Annotated in this window: 8 protein-coding genes and 1 pseudogene; 1 reads left to right on the top strand and 8 read right to left on the bottom strand. The window is 63.9% G+C overall.

Features of this window, described 5'->3' with window-relative positions:
• Positions 1-271: pseudogene (locus ACIQ2A_RS20760) on the top strand (transposase); the annotation flags it as partial.
• A 101-nt stretch (positions 272-372) separates the two neighbouring features.
• On the opposite strand, the gene ACIQ2A_RS20755 reads toward ACIQ2A_RS20760, so the two are convergent.
• The 8 genes from ACIQ2A_RS20755 to ACIQ2A_RS20720 all read right to left on the bottom strand — a co-directional run.
• The gene (locus tag ACIQ2A_RS20755) at positions 373-11,655 is read right to left on the bottom strand and encodes a filamentous haemagglutinin family protein (RefSeq protein ID WP_398482852.1); all 11,283 of its coding nucleotides are present in this window, start codon (positions 11,653-11,655) and stop codon (positions 373-375) included.
• A 133-nt stretch (positions 11,656-11,788) separates the two neighbouring features.
• Positions 11,789-12,733 (bottom strand): FecR family protein, encoded by a 945-nt coding sequence (locus ACIQ2A_RS20750; RefSeq protein WP_398482854.1) that lies wholly within the window; start codon positions 12,731-12,733, stop codon positions 11,789-11,791.
• A 25-nt stretch (positions 12,734-12,758) separates the two neighbouring features.
• On the bottom strand, positions 12,759-13,331 hold the full coding sequence (locus ACIQ2A_RS20745) for an RNA polymerase sigma factor (RefSeq protein ID WP_398482850.1): 573 nt from the start codon (positions 13,329-13,331) through the stop codon (positions 12,759-12,761).
• Between the two features lie 53 nt (positions 13,332-13,384).
• On the bottom strand, positions 13,385-14,011 hold the full coding sequence (locus tag ACIQ2A_RS20740; protein ID WP_398482848.1) for an STN domain-containing protein: 627 nt from the start codon (positions 14,009-14,011) through the stop codon (positions 13,385-13,387).
• Between the two features lie 288 nt (positions 14,012-14,299).
• A complete protein-coding gene (locus ACIQ2A_RS20735) occupies positions 14,300-15,253 on the bottom strand; it encodes a hypothetical protein (protein ID WP_398482846.1) in 954 nt (317 codons plus the stop codon).
• Between the two features lie 25 nt (positions 15,254-15,278).
• Positions 15,279-18,587 carry a carboxyl transferase domain-containing protein gene (locus ACIQ2A_RS20730; RefSeq protein WP_398482844.1) on the bottom strand — a complete coding sequence of 1,103 codons (3,309 nt, stop codon included), beginning with the start codon at positions 18,585-18,587 and terminating at the stop codon, positions 15,279-15,281.
• Positions 18,588-18,629: 42 nt separating this feature from the next.
• Entirely contained in the window at positions 18,630-20,345 is a 1,716-nt protein-coding gene (locus tag ACIQ2A_RS20725) for an AMP-binding protein (RefSeq protein ID WP_398482842.1), read from the bottom strand.
• 21 nt (positions 20,346-20,366) lie between these two features.
• Positions 20,367-20,894, bottom strand: a 528-nt coding sequence (locus ACIQ2A_RS20720) for an ABC transporter permease (RefSeq protein WP_398482840.1), incomplete at its 5' end; no start/stop codon positions are given.

The following is a 20,894-nucleotide window of genomic DNA, read 5'->3' as shown; positions in this document are numbered from 1 at the left end:
AAGATGCCGTCCCGTATAGTACCCGTTCGATTTACGAGAGTGCCCGGGACGTGGCGCGCCGCATCGCCAGGACGGAGCCCTATGTAACCTCGCGCCGTGAACGCAAGACAATCAAGATGTTATCGCCCATGTGAAGCGTATCCTGCGCCTTGATCGGCTCAGGCTGAGAGGCCCTTGCGTTGCGCGAGACGAGGTCCTGCTCGCCGCCACAGCCCAGAATCTTCGGAAGCTGGCCAAGCTGATCCCGGTGCCCGCTCCAATGCCTGCTTGAGCAGGGCACACTCATGCGCAAGATCGCGGTGCCATGCCAGCGATCAGTTTGCTGACTTATTCAACACAATCCGCCAGAAGCGAACATTCCTCCTCAAGCCGCTATTGCCCAGCTTGCTGCATCAGCGCTCGCTTTTCCGCTTCGGTCAGCAGCGTCTCGCCGATGGCGTTCAGTTTGCCGGCGCCAACGATCTGAAATCTGCTGTCCACATCATAAGCGCGTCGTTCGCGCCGGCGCGGCTCGGTCTCACTGGGCATTGCATCCTCGCCGCCATAGCCCAGCACTTCGACGATAATCACGGACGGGCCCTGGTTCGGCGCGGACGCCTGCATGGCATCCTTGGCCGAACTTGCTGCCTGAGCCGCGGTGGTGTCAGCAGTGAGAGGGACCACCGTCAGCGTTGTCGCCTGTGGAATGCCCGTCGCCGTGCCGCCAATTACCTGGATGTTGTTGAGCCCGACCACGCGCAATGCGCCGATGTTGATATCACCGAGCACACGGATGCCCGCGTCGCCGGCATTGACCTCACCGCGGAAGGCGAGCAGATCGATCCGGCTCTTTCGGCGCGTCGGGGTGACGCCCATGCTTCCCTTGGCGGCCCCGACGGAGTCCAGCACGCCGATGCCGGCGCCGGTCTGCAGGCCGAACACATTGAGATCGATGACACCGTCATTGCTCATCGTATAGCTCAGCGGCACCTGGAACACCGACGTCTTGGCGCCCGAGCCCGCGGTGATGTCGCCATTCGACGTCCACATGGTGATATCGCCGCCCTGCAAGGTGAAGACGCGTGACGTGAACAGGTCGATGTTCTGATCGGCCATGATGCGGACGTCCCCCCCGCGCCGGGTCACTGCGCCGCCCGAATTGGGTGAATAGTTCTCCGGTGGAAACGCCGTGCCGATCTCGACTCGCCCGTAAGGCGCCACAATGGTGATGTCAGCCTGCACCATTGTTTCCACTGGCTTCGAATTGAGCAGGATGTTGCCCACAGCAGCCTTATTGCTACTCACCGGAAAGAGTGTGGCCACCGCTTGATAGCCGCGGTCATAGTTTTGATAGCGGGCGCCTGCGCTGTTATTGTAGTCAATCCCTGTCTCTTTCAGTTCGGTGAAATAGACTTTTAGCAGGAACGCTTCGCGATGCGCGCTGGGCAGCGCCTTGAAGGCGACGACCAGATCGGCGCCGGACAGGCCTGTGACGCCCATGCCGCGCATGTAATCCGCAAGCTCGGCAAGATACGTGCGCACCACACCCCGACTGTTGGCGGGATCGAGATAGGTATCGGCAAAGCGGTCATAATCGGTGGCATTGGCCGCCCCGGCCCTCATCATGATATTGGCGGCGACATCCCGCGGCAGAGCCAGATTGCCGGTCCCGCCACCACCGGCGCTGGTGACGGCCGCGCCGTTATTGCCGGAGCCGAAATCGATGCTTTGCCCCGCCTCGATCAGCAGCGTGCCCGGTCCGGCCGCTGCAATTGCCGGGTTGCGGACATCGCGGCCGGCAATAACGCTCGACCAGGCATCCGCCTGATTATGCTGCAGGCTGAGCTTCGGCGAGAGGATGTCGCGGCCGGCATAGAATGCAGCGGCCTTCGGCAGCGTCAGATAGAATTGCGCAAGGCCGGTTGCGGTGGCGCTGCAGGCAATGCTGATGGCCACATTGCAGACCGAACCGTCAAGCGCATAGATCCGCGCATTGTCGCGGTCGCCAGCGTGAAGCAGCGTGAAGCCGCGCAGCATGTTATTCGCGGCGGACGGGCCGAATATCGGACGCGTATTGGCATATTCGGTCCGGTCAGTGCCGGCTGCACCGCGCGTGGTGGAAAACGCCACCAGCGGGCCGCGGTCGTAAGCAGCCGCGACATCTTCCATCACGATCGCGGTCGATGGCGCCGTATAGCCGATCCGAACATCCTGCTGCGCCAGCAATTCCAGTGTGCCGCGCGGGGCCGAGGCTATTTTCAGCGCGCTTGAAAATCGTGGTGTCATCAGCACGCTGGATTCGAGCGAGGCGAATTTCAGCGTGTCGGGCGCACGGCCGAGCAGTTCAAGCAGCACCGGCCGCGGAGCGGTTCCACCTTCGATCGCTGCACTTGCATTGACCGCATAGGCGTAGCCACGGCTCATATCGACCGAGGCCCACGGATCGTTGCGATAACTCACCGCGCCGCCGACGGCGGTGACATCGAGCGCTGTGCGCGCGGAATATCCGTAGAAGCCCGAACCGGTCAGAGCCGGCGTGCCCGTGAGATTCTCGGTGATTTGCGATTGCAGCATCGGATCGAACGCCGCATGGATAGTTGCGGTCGAGAGCGCAGTCACCCGTGCCGTCGCGTCCATCAGGCCGAACATCGCATTGACCGAGCCGTCGGCAAAGGTCGACGAGACGAGCGCGCTGCGCAATTTTGCGGTATCGGCGCTGGCCGCAAGGTTGCGGCCGGCCATCACCTCGGCCTCACCCTTGCCGAGCACAAACAGCCCGCCCAGAACATCCCGGCCCGCAAGCAAGTCGAGATCGCCGCCACCACGGACGTAAAGCTGCGATGCATCTGCGACAGTGCCGATGCTCGTGGTCATATGTCCCGTAGTCGGGATCGCAACCGCGAGGTCCTTGATGTCGCGGCCGGCGTTGACCTTGACATTGCCGCCACCAAGCGCGCCGACGCCCTGTTCGAAATTCTTGTAGACTACCGACCAGCTCGTCTGCTGTATGACCTTCGACGTGGACGCGTTGCCATTCCACTCGCTGTCGCCATAGCGAAACAACCAGGCCGAACTGGTCTGCTGGGTCAGCGGTGCCGTGATATCGCGACCGGCGCTGACGCGGATATTGCCGCCTTCGGTGGCGAAGTCGCCAACTCTGGCAGTGCCGAGCAAGGCCGGATTGAAGCCGGCCTCGGTGACGGTCTTCCGGCCGGCGCTATAGATCACCGAATTCTGCGCAACAAGCTTGAGATCGCGTCCGGCCGCGATGGTGATATCGCCGGTGCCGGTGCGGATCATGGCATTTGCAGCGAGCGCGATGTCGCCGCCGCTGTCGAGGCCGTATGTGAAGGAGCGGCCGGCCAGCAATGCAGCGGTCCGGCTCGCATTGGCAAAACCGTCGCTGATGGTGGCATTGACCGCGATATTGCCGCCGGCCGTCAAGCCGAGATAACCGGCACCGCCAAGACCGGCGAGATCGATTTCGGCGTTGACGGCAAGATCGCCGGCGCTCGCCATAAGCATGCCAGGCCGCACCTCGAAGTCAGGACGACCGAGACGGGCCTGAATCGTTCCCGCATTGCCGAGCCACGCTGCTGCATCGTTCAACATCGTATTGACGATTGCCGCATCGACGCTGCTGCTATTGTAGACCTCGACGCCATCGATCTCGCGCAGTCGCGCGCCGATGAACGTACCCGCAAGGCGATCAATCGCAATGTCATTTCCGCTCCGACGGGCACGGATAACGATCGTGCCACCGCTACGGCTACCGCCTGACACATTGATCACGGCGCCGGGCGCTATATCGATACGCCCGTCCAGCGCGTTGATCTCAACCTTGCCGCTGGCCGGATCAAAGCCGCCCGGCTCGGCTGCACGAGCCTGGCCGTCGATCAAGGCTGTTGCCTGGAGCGTTACGCCGGTGCCGCCCGTCAGCCGCACGCTGCCGCCGTCGGGCGAGCCCGCGGTGCCCGCGGCATCGATGGTGCCGACAATATCCACCACGCCGGCGTCGGAACGCAAAGACACATCATGCGCGATGATCGTTTCGCCGGCGCCGAGAGAGATTCCCTGCTGACGGAGGCGGAGGTCGCGGGCATGATTGAAGCCGCCGCGGTTGAGCGCCGTATTCAGTGTCGAGAAGCTATCGATACGCGCGGCGTCGAGGGTGAAATCGCCGCCTCTGGAATCCGGCTGCGCTTGGCCGCGCAGGGTTGCAGCAATGTTTGCCGCGTCACCAGCCTTGAGCGCGATGGTGCCGGCATCGCCGCGGCCTGCCGGGGCCGAAACGTCGAGCACGGTGCCCTGTGACAGATCGAGCACATTGGCCGCCGTGAGGCGGATCATGCCGCCCGGGGCATATTTCACGACATCCCGCATCGCCAACGCCTGGCCGGCAACATCGATCAGCGCCCAAGGCGCGACCACGACAGAGTCACCCGCCGTGGCCTCAAACACGCCGGACGGCAGGATCACTTTGCTCGCAAGCAGGACTGTGCCAGCCGCATCGACTGCGAGCCGTCCGCCCATGGCGGTCGGCCGCGCGAAGGCGCGCGCGGATTGCGTGAGCGCGAGATGGCCGCCCACTTTGAGCGTGTAATCGACGCCCGAGCCAGCAGTGGCGACGCCTGTCGCCAAGGTGGCGTCCCCCGCGAATTCAAGCGTGCCGCTGCCGGCCGCCTGCAGCATGCCCATCGTACCCTGCAGCAACGCATAGCCGCCGATCCGGACGGCCCCCGACAAGAGCAGCGTATCGACATCGAGCGCCAATGTGCCCGCGCCCGCATTGGCGGCCGCCGCTGTCGGCGCGGCGCTGTTCATCAGCGTCAATTCGCCGACCGCGATGGTGGTGGTGACGCCGCCATCGGCATGACCCTGCAGCAGGCCGGTATCGAGCGTCAGCCTGCCCAGGGTCGCATCGCCGGACGGAGTACGGCCGCCGAGGACGATATCGCCGTAAAGATGGATCGACTCCTGGCCGCGCAGCAGGAGATCACTGGCGGAAGCCAGGCGGGCGACGGTGTCGAGACCCAGCGTCGTGCCCGTCTCTCCGGCAGGCACATGGCCGATATTGATGCGGCGCGACGCCAGATCGAGCTGGCGGGCGGCGAAGATCGAATCCGGCGCGATCGCCAGCGTGCGGCTCGCATCGAGCAGCATCGATCCCGCGGCCGTCAGCATGGCGTGCCGGCCGATGGTCAATTCGCCGGCGACGCCGGCCGTGCCGGTGCGCGTGACACCGATGCGGCTGCCGGTCGACAGCCGCAACAAGGCGCTGTCACCGGTCAGGAGCAGGTCGCTGCGGTCGTTCACCGGTTCGCCGGTGGCCGTGATGACCGCATTGTCGGCAATCGTGAGACTGGTCGTGGCCCCCAGGATGATCTCCGGCCCGCTCAGCGGTGACGCTGCGGTATCGACGATGACATCGGTCGCGATCACTTTGACGCTGGTGCCCGCCGCGGTGCTGGTCCGCGTGCCGCCGATCAAAAGGCTGCCGGCACCGAACGCGCTGACCGCGCGCGCATCCAGCCGGAGAAAGCCGGCCGGTGCCGTCGCGCCATCACCGACCACAGCGAGCCTGGCCGCAGCGATATCGAGATTGCCCTGCAGCCCGCCGGCCGGCGCGCCGAAGCGGCCGCTGCCGTTCAGGCTCAATGACTGGGTGGCGGCCAGAATGACGGTGCCGGCATCGAATGGCGTCCGCACGGCTGCGCCGGCCGCAGCAGCGAGGTCTTCGGCCACGGCGTTGAACGAATAGGCCTTGGTCTCGGTATATTGACCAAAGGTCGCCTGATCCATGACCAGGAAGCGCGTGTAGCCCTGATCGTGGATCGGTGTCCCCGCCACAGCGTAATAGCCGGTCGCGATCACCGCGCCGTCGGGCCGCACCAGCGGCGCCTGGGCCGACCGATAACTGCCGCCGATCGGTTCGACCAGGCGGCCACCGGGCAGCAGCGCATAGGCCGATGGCAGCAATGTGTAGTACCCCGGTGCGAGGCCCAGCACGCCGTCGAGCCAGACCCTGTCGCCGACTTTCAGCCGCGGATCCTGCAGGACATTGATGTTCGAACGGTTGTTGCCGGGAACGCCGCTTGCCGCATAAGGCTGCCGCGGCAGCGGTGTGGTGCTCATGCCGGGCACGATGGCAAACCTGAACGTGTTCGCGTCATAGGCCAGGATGTCGGTCCTGCCGCCATTGCCGGGCACGAAACGCCAGGCCAGCAGGTCGCCGCCGCCGGACACATCGATCACGGCGCCTGCCTGCACGTTCACATTCGGCCCGTCGAGGCGCACCGCCTTGACCGGCGCGTCACCGGGATTTCGATAGTCACCGAACACGAGTGTCGGCTCGATGACGCCATAGGGCACGACGAGGCCTTCAAGCGACGCCGAGGTCAGGCTGCCCGGCGCGAGCGTCAACGATTGCGACGCCTCCAGCCGGATCTCGCCCTGCGGTGCGCGCAGGACGCCGCCCTGCACGATGCTTGGCGCGCGCACCGTCAGCCGCTCGCCAAAGGAATACGGGACCGGCGCGGCGCCACCATTGCCGGTGAAGGTGACTGAGCGGTTCGAGCTCACCAGGAAGCCCGGATCGCTGCTCTGCCGCACGACGCCGGCGCGCGCGGTCACATAGGTTTGTGCCGCGTTGAATGCGAGCGCGCCTGCGGAGAACAGGCCGGCCGGCTGGTTCGGATCGTTGGCCTCGCTGCCATGCAGACGGATATCGCCTGTCGCAATGAAGCGCGCGGTATCGAAGCCGCCGACACCGGCACAGCCGCCGAGGCCACAGCCGAGATAGACCCGTGTTGCGATATCGATCAGGTCCGCACGCACGGTGAGATCGCCGTTCAGCACCGTTGCCGCGACGAGCGGGGCTGTGGTGCTGGTCGCGCCGGAGCCGAGGCTGACATAGGACGCGCCCAGCTGGACCCGGGCCGGGCGGCTGGTGATGGTGCCCAGCAGATGGGTGACCAGCGACATCGACCGGCGCGCGTTCAGTGTCACGTCGCCGTCGAAGCGAATGCCGAGATTGGTGCGATCGGCATAAGTGGCGGTGCCGAGAACAAGATCGTCGAGATCGGACTCATTGATGCGATCCGCGACGACGATGAGGCCCGGCAGCGATGGGACCGCGCTGTTGCGCAGCACCGGGCCGAAACCGGGCAGCATGTCCTGGCGGACGATAACGCCCGGATCGCCTGACGTTCCTGCGATGGTGGTCCGGATCTCCAGCGTGCCACCTTTCCCGGCCTCGCCGCCCGGCGCCAGTTCGAACTGACCGCCAAGCACGCCGCGCGTCGCATAGATGCTGATCGCGCCGGCATTGCCGTCGATCATCGTCGGCGTATGGGGCGCGCGCGACATCACCGGGTTCGATCCGGTACCGGCAAGGTCGGCGATGTCGCGAATGCCTGACACGTCGAGCACCGCGCCCGGATCCATCAGCATGGTCACGGCCGATGCCCATGGCGCGGACGCGAGACTTGAGCGACCACCGGCGATCAGGATCGTGCCACCCGCCGCCACGCGCCGTTGCATCTGCCGGCCATCGCGCACGACATCCACATAACCCGGCGCCGCCAGCCGCGCATGCGCGCCCAAGCGAACGACCGGCGACAACACCTGTATCGTTCCACCGGGCGTCGCGGCTGTGCCATCAACGAAAAGATTGTTGAGCGAGGCAAGCCGCACCAGGGAGCCCGGCTCCATCCGGATCGTCGCGCCGGTTTCGATGTTGAGAACGCCCGGATAACGGACGCTGCCGGCGCTGAGCAGCCCGGTCCCGTCCACGACCTCGACACGGTTGACGGCGACGCCGGTATCGATATCGACCGGCATGGTCGACAGGCTGAGCGTCATCGCGCTACGCAATTCGCCCGGCAGCACGACGCGCCCGGCCACCTCGGGCAATTTCGTGCCCGTGGCGACCAGCAGCGCATCGCCGAGCTGCAGTGTCTCGACCGACGGCGCAATCACGGTCCCTGCCGCCACCGTCACACCGCGCGCGCCGCTGATGGCAAAGCCCGAAAAACCGCCGCGGGTGAAGAGATCGGCGTCGATCGCCCGCGTGGTCACGAACTGCACCTGCTGGTCGAAGATGGCGCCGGTCGGGATGAGCGTGGACGCCGCGATGGTGACGTCGCGGGTGGCGATCCCCGCCGGATGGGTGATCGTCTTCGCGGCGATCGCGATTCCATGCGGGAACGCATTGGCGGGAACGACGTAATTGGCCGGCAGGGTGCCGGTCCAGGTCATCAGCTGCGTGCCGGCAGGAACGACGGCGCCGGCGCGATATTGCGTATTTGCCACCGAGCGCACTGTCACGCCGGCCGGTACGGTCCAGTCGGCGGCGATAGACAGAGGTGTCGCTGACGAGACGCCGGTGACTGTCACGGCCACGGGCAAGGCGCGGCCGGCTTCTGCCCGGGTCGCCACATAGAAGCCGGCAACCGGCAGTCGCGCCCCTGCCGGAACGATGACGGATGTCGCGAGACGCAAGTCGCGGGGGGCACGCTGCCCCGCCGCCAGGATGTCGTTTGGCGTCACGGCATGATTGCTGATGACAATCTCCTCGCCGGTATCGATACTCAGCGTACCGCCGCGGCCGAGCGCGTAACCGCGCAGCGTCCCGTCAAGGACGAGCCGGCCATTGCTCGGCTCGAGGTCGGCAGCCGGCGACGCATAAGTGTAGCGAGCGCTGGTATCGATGACGATCGATCCGCCATTTCCGGCGGTTATTCTGGAGCCGCTGCTGTCGAGATGACCGCCGCCGCTGACATCGATCAGCGAGCCTTTGTATGCGACAAGATTATAGCTGACGATCCTGACCTTGCCGCCATCGATCGCGCGCGGCGATCGCTCGCCGCTTAGATATTCATTGAGCCACAATCCGGCGACATCGATCACGCCGGTGCTGCGCAGCAAGGTGCCGGGCCGTTCGGAATCGGGAAGTTGCGCCCAGTTCTCGGTCGAACTGCCCGCATTAGTGGACGGTGCCTGCACGGTCTGGATCGATACGGAGCCACCGGGCGCACGCACCGTGCCGGCGATATCGGCCTGGCGGCCGAAGAAATTGAACGCCCCGAACAGGCCGAGATCGACCGTCACGCCCGCGCCGATCACAAGATGACCTGCGGTCGGATAAGGCCCCGGCCCGGAGATGACGCCGGTGTCGGGATCGGCGGCGCCTTGTGACGTATAGCCGCTTCGGAGCGTGACATTGCCGAAGCCACTTCCGTCGAACCAATGGGCCGGCAGGATGTGACGATAGGCATTGGCGTAATCGAGCGCGGTGTCAAATTTGAAGCCGCTCGCCAGCCGTGGGCCGACATCGGCAATCGTGATGTCGCCGCCGAGATAGGTCGGGTCCGAGCCGGCGAAAGAAAGGATGCCACCGAACAGCAGCGATGCGCGCGCCGGCATTTCCTGCCAGACCTTGCTGACATCGGCCATGCCGGCGCCGGTGGGCGCGGCGAGCTGGTTCGGGCCGACGACAAGACCGGTCAGCATTTCGCCATCGAAGATACGGAATGCGTCGCGCGCCTGCGCGCCTGCGGTGGCGGCGTCCCTGCTGACGTCCAGTTCCAGCCGTCCAGCCGATCTCCCTTCGACATAGCCTCGGACAAATCCGGACAACTGCCCGCGATCGAACACCGACGTGTGGATCTCGGTCATGCCCCAGCGCGGGCGCATGACCACGAAGCCGCGCTCCGACTCGATATAGGTGACGCCGGGCACCGCGTCCTCGATACGCACGCGGCGACCGGTCTGATCCATCAGGATGGTGCTCTTGATGTATCCGTCGCCATAGCGCACGCTGCCGCCGGACAGATCGATGGTCGAGCCGTCCCGCGCGATGATTTCCTTTCCACGCAGGGCGATCGTACCGCCCGTGGTCATGAACTGGCCGATGTCGCGCGCGATCAGGTCATAATAGCCCGCCACATCCGCGATCCGGACGCCGAACCGCGCATCGAAAGTGATCTTCCGGCCGCGCAATGCGCTGTCGCGCAGAACCGGATTGATGCTCAGCTCGGCCGCGCGCAATTCCGCCTGAATGGCGTTCTGCTCCATCGCAACCGATACGTCGCGCAGGCCCGAGACGTCGATCCGCGCGCCCTGCCCGATATAGACCCGGCTGTCGAGGCCGGTGGTGGCCGCCTCGGGCAGTGTCCATAGTCCGATACGGCCGGATGGCAGATAGAGCGTGGACTCATCAAGGGCGAGGATCTTGTAGCCGGCGACGTCCATCATCGACTGCCGATAGCCGATGGTGCCGACCGCCTTCTGCCCGCTGTCGTCAGGCGTGATCGCGGTCACGCTGCCTGGACCGAAGGTGACAGTGCCACGCCGCTGATTGGCATTGGGGGAGCCGATATAGCCGCTTTCGGGCGCGGGCGGGACGACCTCGGTAAAGGCCTGACGGTTCGGCATCCCCTCGACAGCCCGCATCACGATGGAGCCATTGGCTTCCACGCCGGTGGTGGCCAGCAACACGCCGGTCTGATTGATGGTTTTTCCGGTCATGGTGATATTGCCGAGCGGCGTCGACACCAGTCCGGAATTCTCCACCACGCCGCCACGATCGACAGCAAGCAGATAGCCGCGGATATCCGGCAGCGCGCTCTTGTTGATGACGACGCCGCGGCCGGCGGCGAACACGACCTGACCGTTTGGCGCTTCGATGGTGCCGCGATTGACGACATTGTGGCCAGCCAGGAACGCCTGGCCGTAATTGCCGATCCTGATCTGCGCGCCCGCGTCGATCGTTACGCCGTCGAGCGGCGCGAATACTTCGCCGGCCAGTGAGCGTTGCGATGTGGTGGTAAAGTCCTCGCCGAAAGCGACCGGGAGATCGCCGGTGAAGGACAGCAGGCCATTAAGGAATCGCGCATTGCGCGCGGTCACATTGGCCGGTGAATCCGACAGATAGCTGGCGCCGCTCAGGCCCGGCAGTGCAATTTCGAGACTCGATGCGACCAGTGTCGAGACATTGATCTGGCTCGATCCGCCGAAGACGATGCCGTTCCTGTTGATGGCATAAACCTGGCCCTCGGCCTTGATGGTTCCAAGGATGCGGCTCGGCGCCAGCGACGGATCGATGACGCGATTCATCACGATCCAGTTCGGCACGTCGCTGCCACCGGCGGTCTGGTTGAAATAAAGATCGGTCTCGCGCCCGATATTGAAGCTGCTCCAGGTCAGGATCGCTTTCGGCTGGGTCTGCTTCACCTCGACCTGGATACGTCCGCCCTGCGGCGCGGATGTCGGCGCATTGGCGCCCTGCCACAGGGTCGGATCGGCACCGGCATTCGGCGCGACAACCAGCCCGCCGGCTGTCAGCCCGTTCGGCACCGCGCCGGATGCAGCCATGGCCGCCGCGCGGTCGAGCTGCAATCTGGCTCGCATCGCGGCCAGGCTGGCATTCGCGCGGGCCATGGAGATCGATGTCTGCACAGCCGCCGCTGCCGCCGCCTGCTGGGCGCCCGCCTGCGCGGCGGCAGCGGCATTTGCGGAAGCTGCACCGGATCCGCCACCGAGGCTGCGTGCCTCAACGGCAACAAGCGATCCCATCAGCAATGCCGTCACGCTGGCGCCTGTCAGCAGAGCACGGCGAAAACGCAAGTCCGGCCGCTGCGCAAGCTTGCGGATCATCTGGGGCCGAACGGTCATGGCAGGTCCTTATCAGAACGGATGGCCATCATTGACGATGCGCCGGGAGAGCTCCGCTTGATGAGTCGCTTTTGATCGCTTCAATCCGCACAGGCTTGTGCAAATAAATTTGCGCCGGCCGGCCGGCAGACGATCAGCTCAGGATCACAACTCCGGCGGGCAACCATGTCGCCCGAGCGCCGAACGCATTTGCGAGCTTGGGAACCACGTCTTCGATCCGGTCGAGACTGAAGCGCGCCGTGACCATCCGGCGTCCGAGCGCCTTGTTAGCGACGATGATTTTTCCGCGGCGATAGCGATTGGCTTCCGCCACCACATCGCTGAGCGGCGCATCGAGAAAGATCAGCTGTCCGCTGCGCCACGCCGTAACGACCTCGGGATCGATCGACATCACGGAGTCAAGGTCCTGACCGGAATAAGAAATCTGCTGCCGTCGACCGATCGAGGTCACGCGATCGCCGAGAGCGATCTCGATCACGCCTTCGAGGCAGGTCACGCGCACGTCGGAAGCGATATGCCGGATACAAAAGACGGCATTGCGCGAGCGCATCCGGCCATCTGCCGCGATGACTTCGAAATCCTGCGCGCCCGTGACAATCGCCCCCTCGCCTGAAATGAGTTCAATCCGGCGCTCGCCATCCACTGCAATGCTGGTCTGCGTATTCATCTCCAGCGTCACATTATCGGCGAGACTAAGCCGCCGTTGTTCCCCTGTTGCGGTCAGGTAGTCGGACGCCAGCACGTCCGGAAGCGAAGGCCATAAGCCGAGCGGCGGACTGATCATGGCATATGAGGCAGCAGCGGCCATTGTGCCGCCGAGAAAAACGCGGCGATTGACAAAGCGACGCGGCATGATCGGCTGCGCAACAGCTGCGCGACGCGCCGCCACGTTGCGCGCGGCAGGCGCCAGCTCGGACCACAATTGCTTTGTCTCGTTAAACGCCCGGGCATGGTGCGGGCTTTCACCAAGCCAGCGCTTGAATCTGGTGAGATCGCTGGCACTTGCGCTGCCCGGCCGCAGCTTGAGCAGCCAGGCCCGCGCTTCCTGATGCGGCAGATCGGTCTCGCGCTCGGTCATTGCCCCAGATTGCTCGATAGTATCGTCAAAACCGGTCATCGCCAGTCCTCCCTGCGCTGGAGGCCTTCGATGTCGCTTTGCGAATACGTCGCGTTGACGGCCGCTGCAACTGCGCGGCGCAATGATCCAGCGCCTTTCTGAGCTCGCTCTCGACCAGCCGCGACGAAATCCCGAGCGACGCAGCAATATCGAGGATTGGCGTCTCGTCGAGTCGGGCAGCAAGGAAGACGGCCCTTTGCCGTGGCGGCAATGCCTCGATCGCGCGCTCAAGCGCCGCGATCTCGAAGCGGCCCTCGGCCATCCGGTCAGTTTGCGCCATCTCGTCGGCAAGGTTGATGGCTGCCTCGATCTCCACGGGCGATGCTTGCCGATCTTCTGATCGTCGTAGCACCACGGCGATGTTGAGCGCGATCCGGTACAGATACGCATCCGGGCGTTGGACGCCTGTGATATCACCAGTGCGGTTGAGCCGCACATAGGTCTCGTGCAGCGTTTCCCGGGCGAGATCGCTCGATCCCAGGCGACGCCGCAGCCGCAGAAAAAAGTCATCATAGCGCACCACGAGAAGATCGCGCAAAGCTGCCCAGGTCGCGGTCATGATGCGCTCAGTGTCCCATCGCCACGCAATTTTCGGTCAGCGGACCCGCCACGTCAGCACGCCTCCGCAGCAAGCGGCAGGATCAGCATCATGATCGGCTGTGGCAGATCCGACGGCGGCGGGACGTCGAAAGTGACACGCTTCAGCGCTTCCACCAGACCATGACGCGACGACTCATCGGTCGCGTCGAGCATTTCCAGTCGCTCCATCGCGCCTGAAGCGGCAATCCTGAATCTGACAAGCACGCGCTCCCTGCTCACCACGGCTGCTGGCGTGTGGCAGAATGCCCGTGCAAAACTCCCTTGGATTTCGGCGAAGAATGCAGCGTGCCGACTGCTGGTCGGTCGGGAGGCTTGCTCGACCGGCTGCAGATCCGATAGCGCCACGATCGTGATCGCGCCCGGCGCGACCGCGCGGGCGGCGAGGCCCGACGCAGCCAGGATGAGCAGGATCGCTTCGTCGGCGGTGAAACGTCCCTTCAGACCGGAAGAGTGGTGGCGATATGTCAGCGCACTGTCGTAGATCAGCTCGATGCCCCTCGCGGCGCCGAAGGCGACCAGTGCCGGGCCGAGCGGCTGCGCGGCAATCTCGAAATCGAAACGGTCGGTTCGCGCGGCAGGACTACCGCCCGCTGCCGACATGACCCATAAAACGCAGATGCCGAGGGTCACAACGATCAATACACTCAGTCGCCTGGCAGCCTGACCGACGACCAAAGGCCCGCCGCTGCGCAACTGTCGTGATTGAAAACGCTCCAAACGCATGCGCTGACGCCCCTGCCGCCCGCGACTGAGTTTGACTATCCCGGATCAGGCTACCACCCGCCTTTTAGATACTCTGTATGACAGTTTTCTGATGGTCCGCTTTGCGCCAGAAGATGCTCGGCGCCTGCGCGGTCGGAATACCCGCTCTCGTGCCCTTGCACCGATTTTCATCTAACAGCGGACGTCGAGCACAAGCCGACATCGTCAAACCGATGATCCGTACAGCGCCGCGTGTTCGGCCTGATACGGCCCGTAGGATTCCTTCAGTGTCGCGAGATTGAGCAGCATCGTTGCCACCAGCGTCTGACTGGCGTCACGAACCTCCGTGCGTACCCACAGGCTCTCGGTGCGCTTGCTGCCGGACATGGCGACCACCTCGCGCTGGACGCTATAATCCTCGCCGACAAAGAGCGGCCCCTTGACCACGCGGATCTCCTGATCGGCGAAAAGACCGACAGCAGGGCCCTTTACGGGCAGGCCATCCTTCTTGCTTGTATGTTGGAACAGCACGCTCAACATCTCCATCGGGATGATAGCGCGCCGCCACGGCGTGTCGCCGCTGCTGTAGAATGGCGAAGGTTCGGTGATGACCTTCAATTTCTGGGCCAACGAAAACGGATAGAGATCGCCCATATGCTGGTCCATATCCATGCGAACCGTCTGCTGCGCTGTTGTCATGCCAATCGTGACGTCGCGTAGAATGACGGCATCGGTCAGTGGCTTCAGTTCGGTCAGCCTGATATCCAGAGCGGATGGCGCGGCATCACTGCCGAGCGAGGCGCTACCGCGCAAAATCTCGGTGCCGTCGCGCTTGATCATACGGATCGCCGCATAGCGCGCGCCGAGGGCAGGCTTCTCGACAACTGCCTGCACCTCCTCGCCTTCATAGGCGGCATTGCGATAATGCGCCGAGATGCAACCGCTTTCGAACCATGCATCGCCCCACAATCGCACGCAGAGCGGCGCGAACTGGCTGAAATGCGTCGGACCTTCGATAGTGCCACCCTTGAAGCCGAGTTTCTGCGCGGTCGCATCGTCGTGGATCGAGGCGTGAGAATCATAGGTCTGTGCGTGCAGCATCTGCCGCGGCTGACGCCACGGGCCATGCAGCGCGCCGTCAACATCCTGTATCTCGGTATCGAATGCAGCACTCGTCATCGCATCACTCCAAGCAGACCGTTCATTACCAGGTGTCGACACAGGGACGCTTACGCGTCTCGCGTGCGGGCGGCGGCGGCACCGAACGCAGGCCGGCCATGATCCAGCGCCGCGTCTCCGCGGGATCGATCACATTGTCGATCTCCATCACCGACGCGATCGACGTGGCCTTGCCATTGGCATAGAGCTCGGCAACCTTGTTCTTGTAATAGGTATCGCGTTCAGCGGGATCGGCGATCGCCTCCATCTCCTTGCGGAAGCCCAGGCGCACATAGCCTTCGAGACCCATGCCGCCGAATTCGCCGGTGGGCCACGCGGCCGTGAAGAACGATGCATGGAAGCCGCCGCCGATCATGGATTGTGCGCCAAGCCCGTAACCCTTGCGCAGGACGATGCCGAACAGTGGCACTGTGATGCTCGCCCCCGTGACGAACATGCGCGCGACATGGCGCACGATCGCGGTCCTCTCCGCCTCCGGCCCGACCATGAATCCCGGCGTGTCGCACAAGGAGACCATGGGAATATCGAAGGCATCGCAAAGTTGAAGAAAGCGCGCCGCCTTGTCGCCGGCCTCGGCATCGATGGCGCCGCCCAGATGCTTCGGATTGTTGGCGAGCAGCCCGAACGGCTTGCCCTCGATGCGGATGAAGGCGGTGACCATGCCGACGCCAAAGTCGCGGCGGATTTCGAGCACGGACTCCTCGTCCGCGATCAGATCGATGACCGCACGGATATCATAGACGCGCAGGCGGTTTTCCGGGATCGCACGGCGCAGCAGGCGCTGATCGGCCACTTTCCAATCGGCCACCGGCCCCTGGAAATAAGACAGATATTTCTGTGCGATGCGCGTCGCCTCTTCCTCGTCCTCGACCAGGATATCGACGACGCCATTCGGTGACTGGAACGACACCGGGCCCACTTCGGCGGGATGATAGACGCCGAGGCCGCCGCCCTCGATCATCGCCGGGCCGCCCATGCCGATCGAGGCATTCTTGGTCGCAATGATAACGTCGCAGCAGCCGAGCATCGCCGCATTGCCGGCAAAGCAATAGCCCGACACCACGCCGATCACCGGGACAAGGCCGGAGAGTTTTGCAAACTGCACGAAAGACGGACCATCGAGACCGGTGAGACCGAGACGATCGGTATCGCCGGGACGGCCGCCGCCCCCCTCTGCATAAAACACCAGCGGCATCCGCCACTGCTCGACCAGCGTAAGCATGCGGTCGATCTTCTTGTGGTTCATATGGCCCTGGGTGCCCGCCAGCACGGTGTAGTCATATGAGATCACCATGCAGCGCGCATCGTGTTCGCCGAACGACTTGGCGTTGACCGTGGCCACGCCGGCAATCAGGCCATCAGCCGGGGTGTTCTTGATGAGATCGTCGATCGACCGGCGACGGCGCTGGCCCGCAATGGCGAGGCTGCCATATTCCATGAAAGAGCCGTCATCCACGAGCTGCGCAATATTCTCGCGCGCGGTGCGCTGGTTGGTCTTGCGCCGCCGCTCTACCGAACCAAGACGGTTCTCGTCATAAGTGTTCGCTTGTCGCGCGAGCATCTCGGCGAGGTCGGGACGAATGTGATCGAGATCGATCGTGGCTTCCTCGGTAACCGCGTCGCCGGCGACGTCCTGCGGTTCGAGATAAAGGATCGCTTCGTTCTGCATCAGCGTAACGCCATCCGCCGCCGCAATACGCCTGACCCGCCCCCCCTGCCCGGCGGTGACGAGATGCTCCATTTTCATAGATTCGATCACGGCAAGCTGCTGACCGGGGCGGACGACATCGCCCTCCTTCACCTGGATCGCCACGATGGTGCCCTGCAGCGGTGCTGCGATGGCGATGCTCCCTTCGGGCACAGGCTCGGCAAGTGCCGCCGATGCCGCTTGATGCGCCGCTATGCCACTTGATGCGAAGAGCGACGAACTCATCCCCTGCGCCGCGCCGACGAGATCGGCGACGTTGCGATCGATGAAACTGGTGCTGACACGGTAGGCGCGGAAATAGCTATGGGCGAGGATCGCCTGAATGAGGGGGATATTGGTGGCGACGCCTTCGATGCGGAATTCGCGCAGCGCCCGCGTCCCCTTAGCGACGACATCAGCAAAGGCGAGCGGCGTGTGCACTATGACCTTCGCCAGCAGCGAGTCGAATGCGGCGCTGGTGCGATAACCGGCATAGCCGAACGTATCGACGCGCACGCCCGGGCCCGACGGCGGCTCGAACACCGCCAACGTGCCGCCGGTCGGCTGTGTGGCGCCCGATGCATCCATGGTCTCCATATTGATGCGAAGCTGCATCGCAAAACCACGCGGCTTCGGCACCTCGGCCTGATCAAGATGCAAGGATGCCAGCGTGGCGCCCTCCGCCACCGCGAGCTGCGCGCGGACCAGATCGATCGCCAGCACTTCCTCGGTCACGGTGTGTTCGACCTGCAGACGCGGATTCGCTTCGATGAACGCGAACGCGCCATCGCTCTCGCCGACCTCGCCATCGACCAGAAACTCGAACGTGCCGAGGCTGTCATACTTCGCCTCGCTCGCCAGATGCTTGGCCGCCTCGACGATACGGTTGCGCAGCGCATCGGTCAGCGACGGGCTCGGCGCGATCTCCACCAGCTTCTGGTTCCGACGCTGGATAGTGCATTCCCGTTCCCAGAGATGGCTGACATGGCCGTGGCGATCACCGATGATCTGCACTTCGATGTGCCTGGCATTGCGGATCAGTCGTTCAGCGTAGACACCGTCATAGCCGAAGGCGGCCGTGGCCTCGGACTGACAGCGCGCATAGGCATCGTCCAGATCTGCGGCGCGTTCGACGACGCGCATGCCGCGGCCGCCTCCGCCGGCCATCGCCTTGATCATGACAGCAGCACTCTCGCCCAGCGAGGCGAAGAATGCCTTGATCTCCTCCAGCGTCGAAGGCCCGTTCGTGCCGGCGATGATGGGCACGCCACAGCGCTTTGCCAGTTGCTTGGCCGCCACCTTATCGCCGAACAGCTTCAATGCCGCGGGTGACGGACCGACAAAGGTGATGCCCTCATCGGCGCAGCGCTGCGCGAGCTCAGGGTTCTCGCTGAGAAAGCCATAGCCGGGATGCAGTGCGTCGCAGCAGGCGGACTTGGCTGCACCAATGACGCCATCGATATCGAGATAAGCGCGCGCACCGCGGCCAGGAATCTCCCGCGCTTCGTCGGCAATCCGCACATGCATCGACTGCGCGTCGTCGGCGGGATAAATCGCTACAGTGGCAAGTCCGGCATCGGCGGCAGCGCGCGCAATACGGATGGCGATCTCGCCGCGATTGGCGATCAGCAATTTATGAAAGGACATCTTGTTCTCCGTCAGCAACGAATGATCGGAAATGCGAGCCGCTCAGCGCGGCGCATTGGCGTTCAGTTCCTGCTTCTTCACCTTGCCGGTGGCGGTCATCGGCAGCGCGTCGATGATGCGGACTTCCGGCACCTTGTAGGTGGCCATCCGCTCCGCGCACCAAGCCTGGATCTCGTCTGGCGATGTGTTTCCGATCGCTTCCGGCTTGAGCTGGATATAGGCCACCGGCACCTGTCCCTTGTCCGTATCGTCACGTCCCACTACGCCCGAACCGAGCACTTTAGGGTGCTGGCCGAGCAGCGCCTCGATCTCCGGCGGAAACACGCTCATGCCCTTCACCTTCAGCATCTCTTTGCGACGGCCGAGGAAGTGCAAAAAACCCTGTTCGTCGATGGTGCCGATATCGCCGGTGCGCAGCCAACCATCCACCAGCGACTCTGCAGTCGCCTGCGGCTTATTCCAGTAGCTCTTCAGCAATGACGGCGTGCGGACGCGGATCTCGCCTTCGCCGCCGAGTGCAATGAGTTCGCCAGTTTCGAAATCGGTGATCTTGAACTCGGCGCCGGGCACTGGCAGGCCCACAAAGATCGGCTGCGACAACAGATCGAAGTCATTGTCCTGGAAGCCAGCGACGAATGTATTCGAGGTATGGGTCTCGGTCATCCCCCAGGATGCTTCGGCGAGAATGATGCCGGTGAGATCCTTCCAGCGTTTGCGGTAGTCAGGATTAAGCTTCTTCACGAAGGACACGACACGGACCTGATTGAGCGAGGAAAGATCAAACTCTTTGAAGCGCGGATGATCCATCAGCTCAACGGCGCCATCCACGGGCATGGCGGTGATATTGACCTTGTAGCGATCGATCGCAGACAGCGCGCCAACCGCATCCCATCGCGCCAAAAGCACCAGGGTCGCGCCGGCGAATAGCGGGAAGATCAGACCAAAATTCTCACCGGCGATCCAGAATTCCGGAAAGAACGATAGATAGACGCTGTCCTCGCGCGACACCACCGAGATGCCGTGATTGGCGGCAGCTGTGTAGACCATGTCGCGTTGTGTGTGAACGCATCCCTTCGGCATGCCCGTGGTGCCGCCCGTATAGTTCAGCGCGGCGATGTCATCGAGGCCGGCCGGCGGCAGCGGCTTCGGCTCGGGCAGCGCGGCCAGTGCGGGCAGCAGATCGGTAGCGCCGGGAATGGCAATACGCGGCGCGAGAATGGAATCCGGCACAGGAATGGTTGGCTGATCCAGAATGACATCGGCGAAAGATGTGACGATCACCTCGCGTAATTTCGTCTCACCGCGGACCTGATCGACGACAGGAGCGAGCTGGTCCAGCGCCACGATGACTTCGGCGTCGGTGTCGTTAAGCTCATAGGCCAGTTCAAACGCGCGCGAGAGCGGGCTGACCGGCACATGGATGGCACCCAGCTTCAGAATGCCGAAGAATACGATATGGAATTGCGGACAATTCGGCATGAACACGGCCACGCGGTCGCCCTTGCGCACACCTTTCTCCATCAACAATGCCGCGAAGCGATCGCTCTGGCGATCCAGGTCACCATAGGTGGTGACGTGGCCGTAGAAGATCACTGCAGGTTTTTCCGGTTGCCGCTTGGCCCAGGCGCGCAGATATTCCGTCAGCGCCACTTCGCCGTGAATGTAATTCGGCTTGGTCGGTGTCCCCTTCGGCCAAGCCTTAGCCCACAGGTCGTGCAATCTGGCCAGATAGTCAGCTTCGTTGAGCTTTGCGGTCATCACCGTTTTCCCCGGTTTTTGTCAGTTACGTTTCATGGTCGGATCGAGGGCGACGCGCAGCGATTCACCCAGTGTATTGAAGGCCAGCGCGGTGAACAGGATCGCAAGGCCGGGCGGATACATCTGCTCCGGCGCGATCTCCATGTTCTGATAGGCGCGCGCCAACATGGCGCCCCAGCTCGGATCCGGCGGCTGGATGCCGAGGCCGAGGAAGCTGAGACTGGCTTCAGCGAGCAACGCGGCCGCGAGCAGCAATGTGACTTGCACAATGACCGGCTGGATCGCATTGGGCAGCACATGCCGCCACAGGATGCGCATCGTCGAACCGCCAAAGCAGCGGGCAGCATCGACATAGAGCTCGTTCCGCACCACCAGAGTCCGCGCACGAACGAGGCGCGCGAGCTGCGGCGAAAACACGATACCCACCGAGATCATGCCATTGGTCAGGCCGATGCCGAGCGCACCCGTCACGGCGATCGCCAGCACGATCGCGGGGAAAGACAGGAAGCTGTCGATGATGCGGCTGATGATCGTATCGACCCAGCCGCC

It is taken from the genome of Tardiphaga sp. (genome assembly GCF_044336785.1).
Taxonomy (GTDB): Bacteria; Pseudomonadota; Alphaproteobacteria; order Rhizobiales; family Xanthobacteraceae; genus Tardiphaga.
This window is presented reverse-complemented; position numbering and strand designations above follow the sequence as displayed.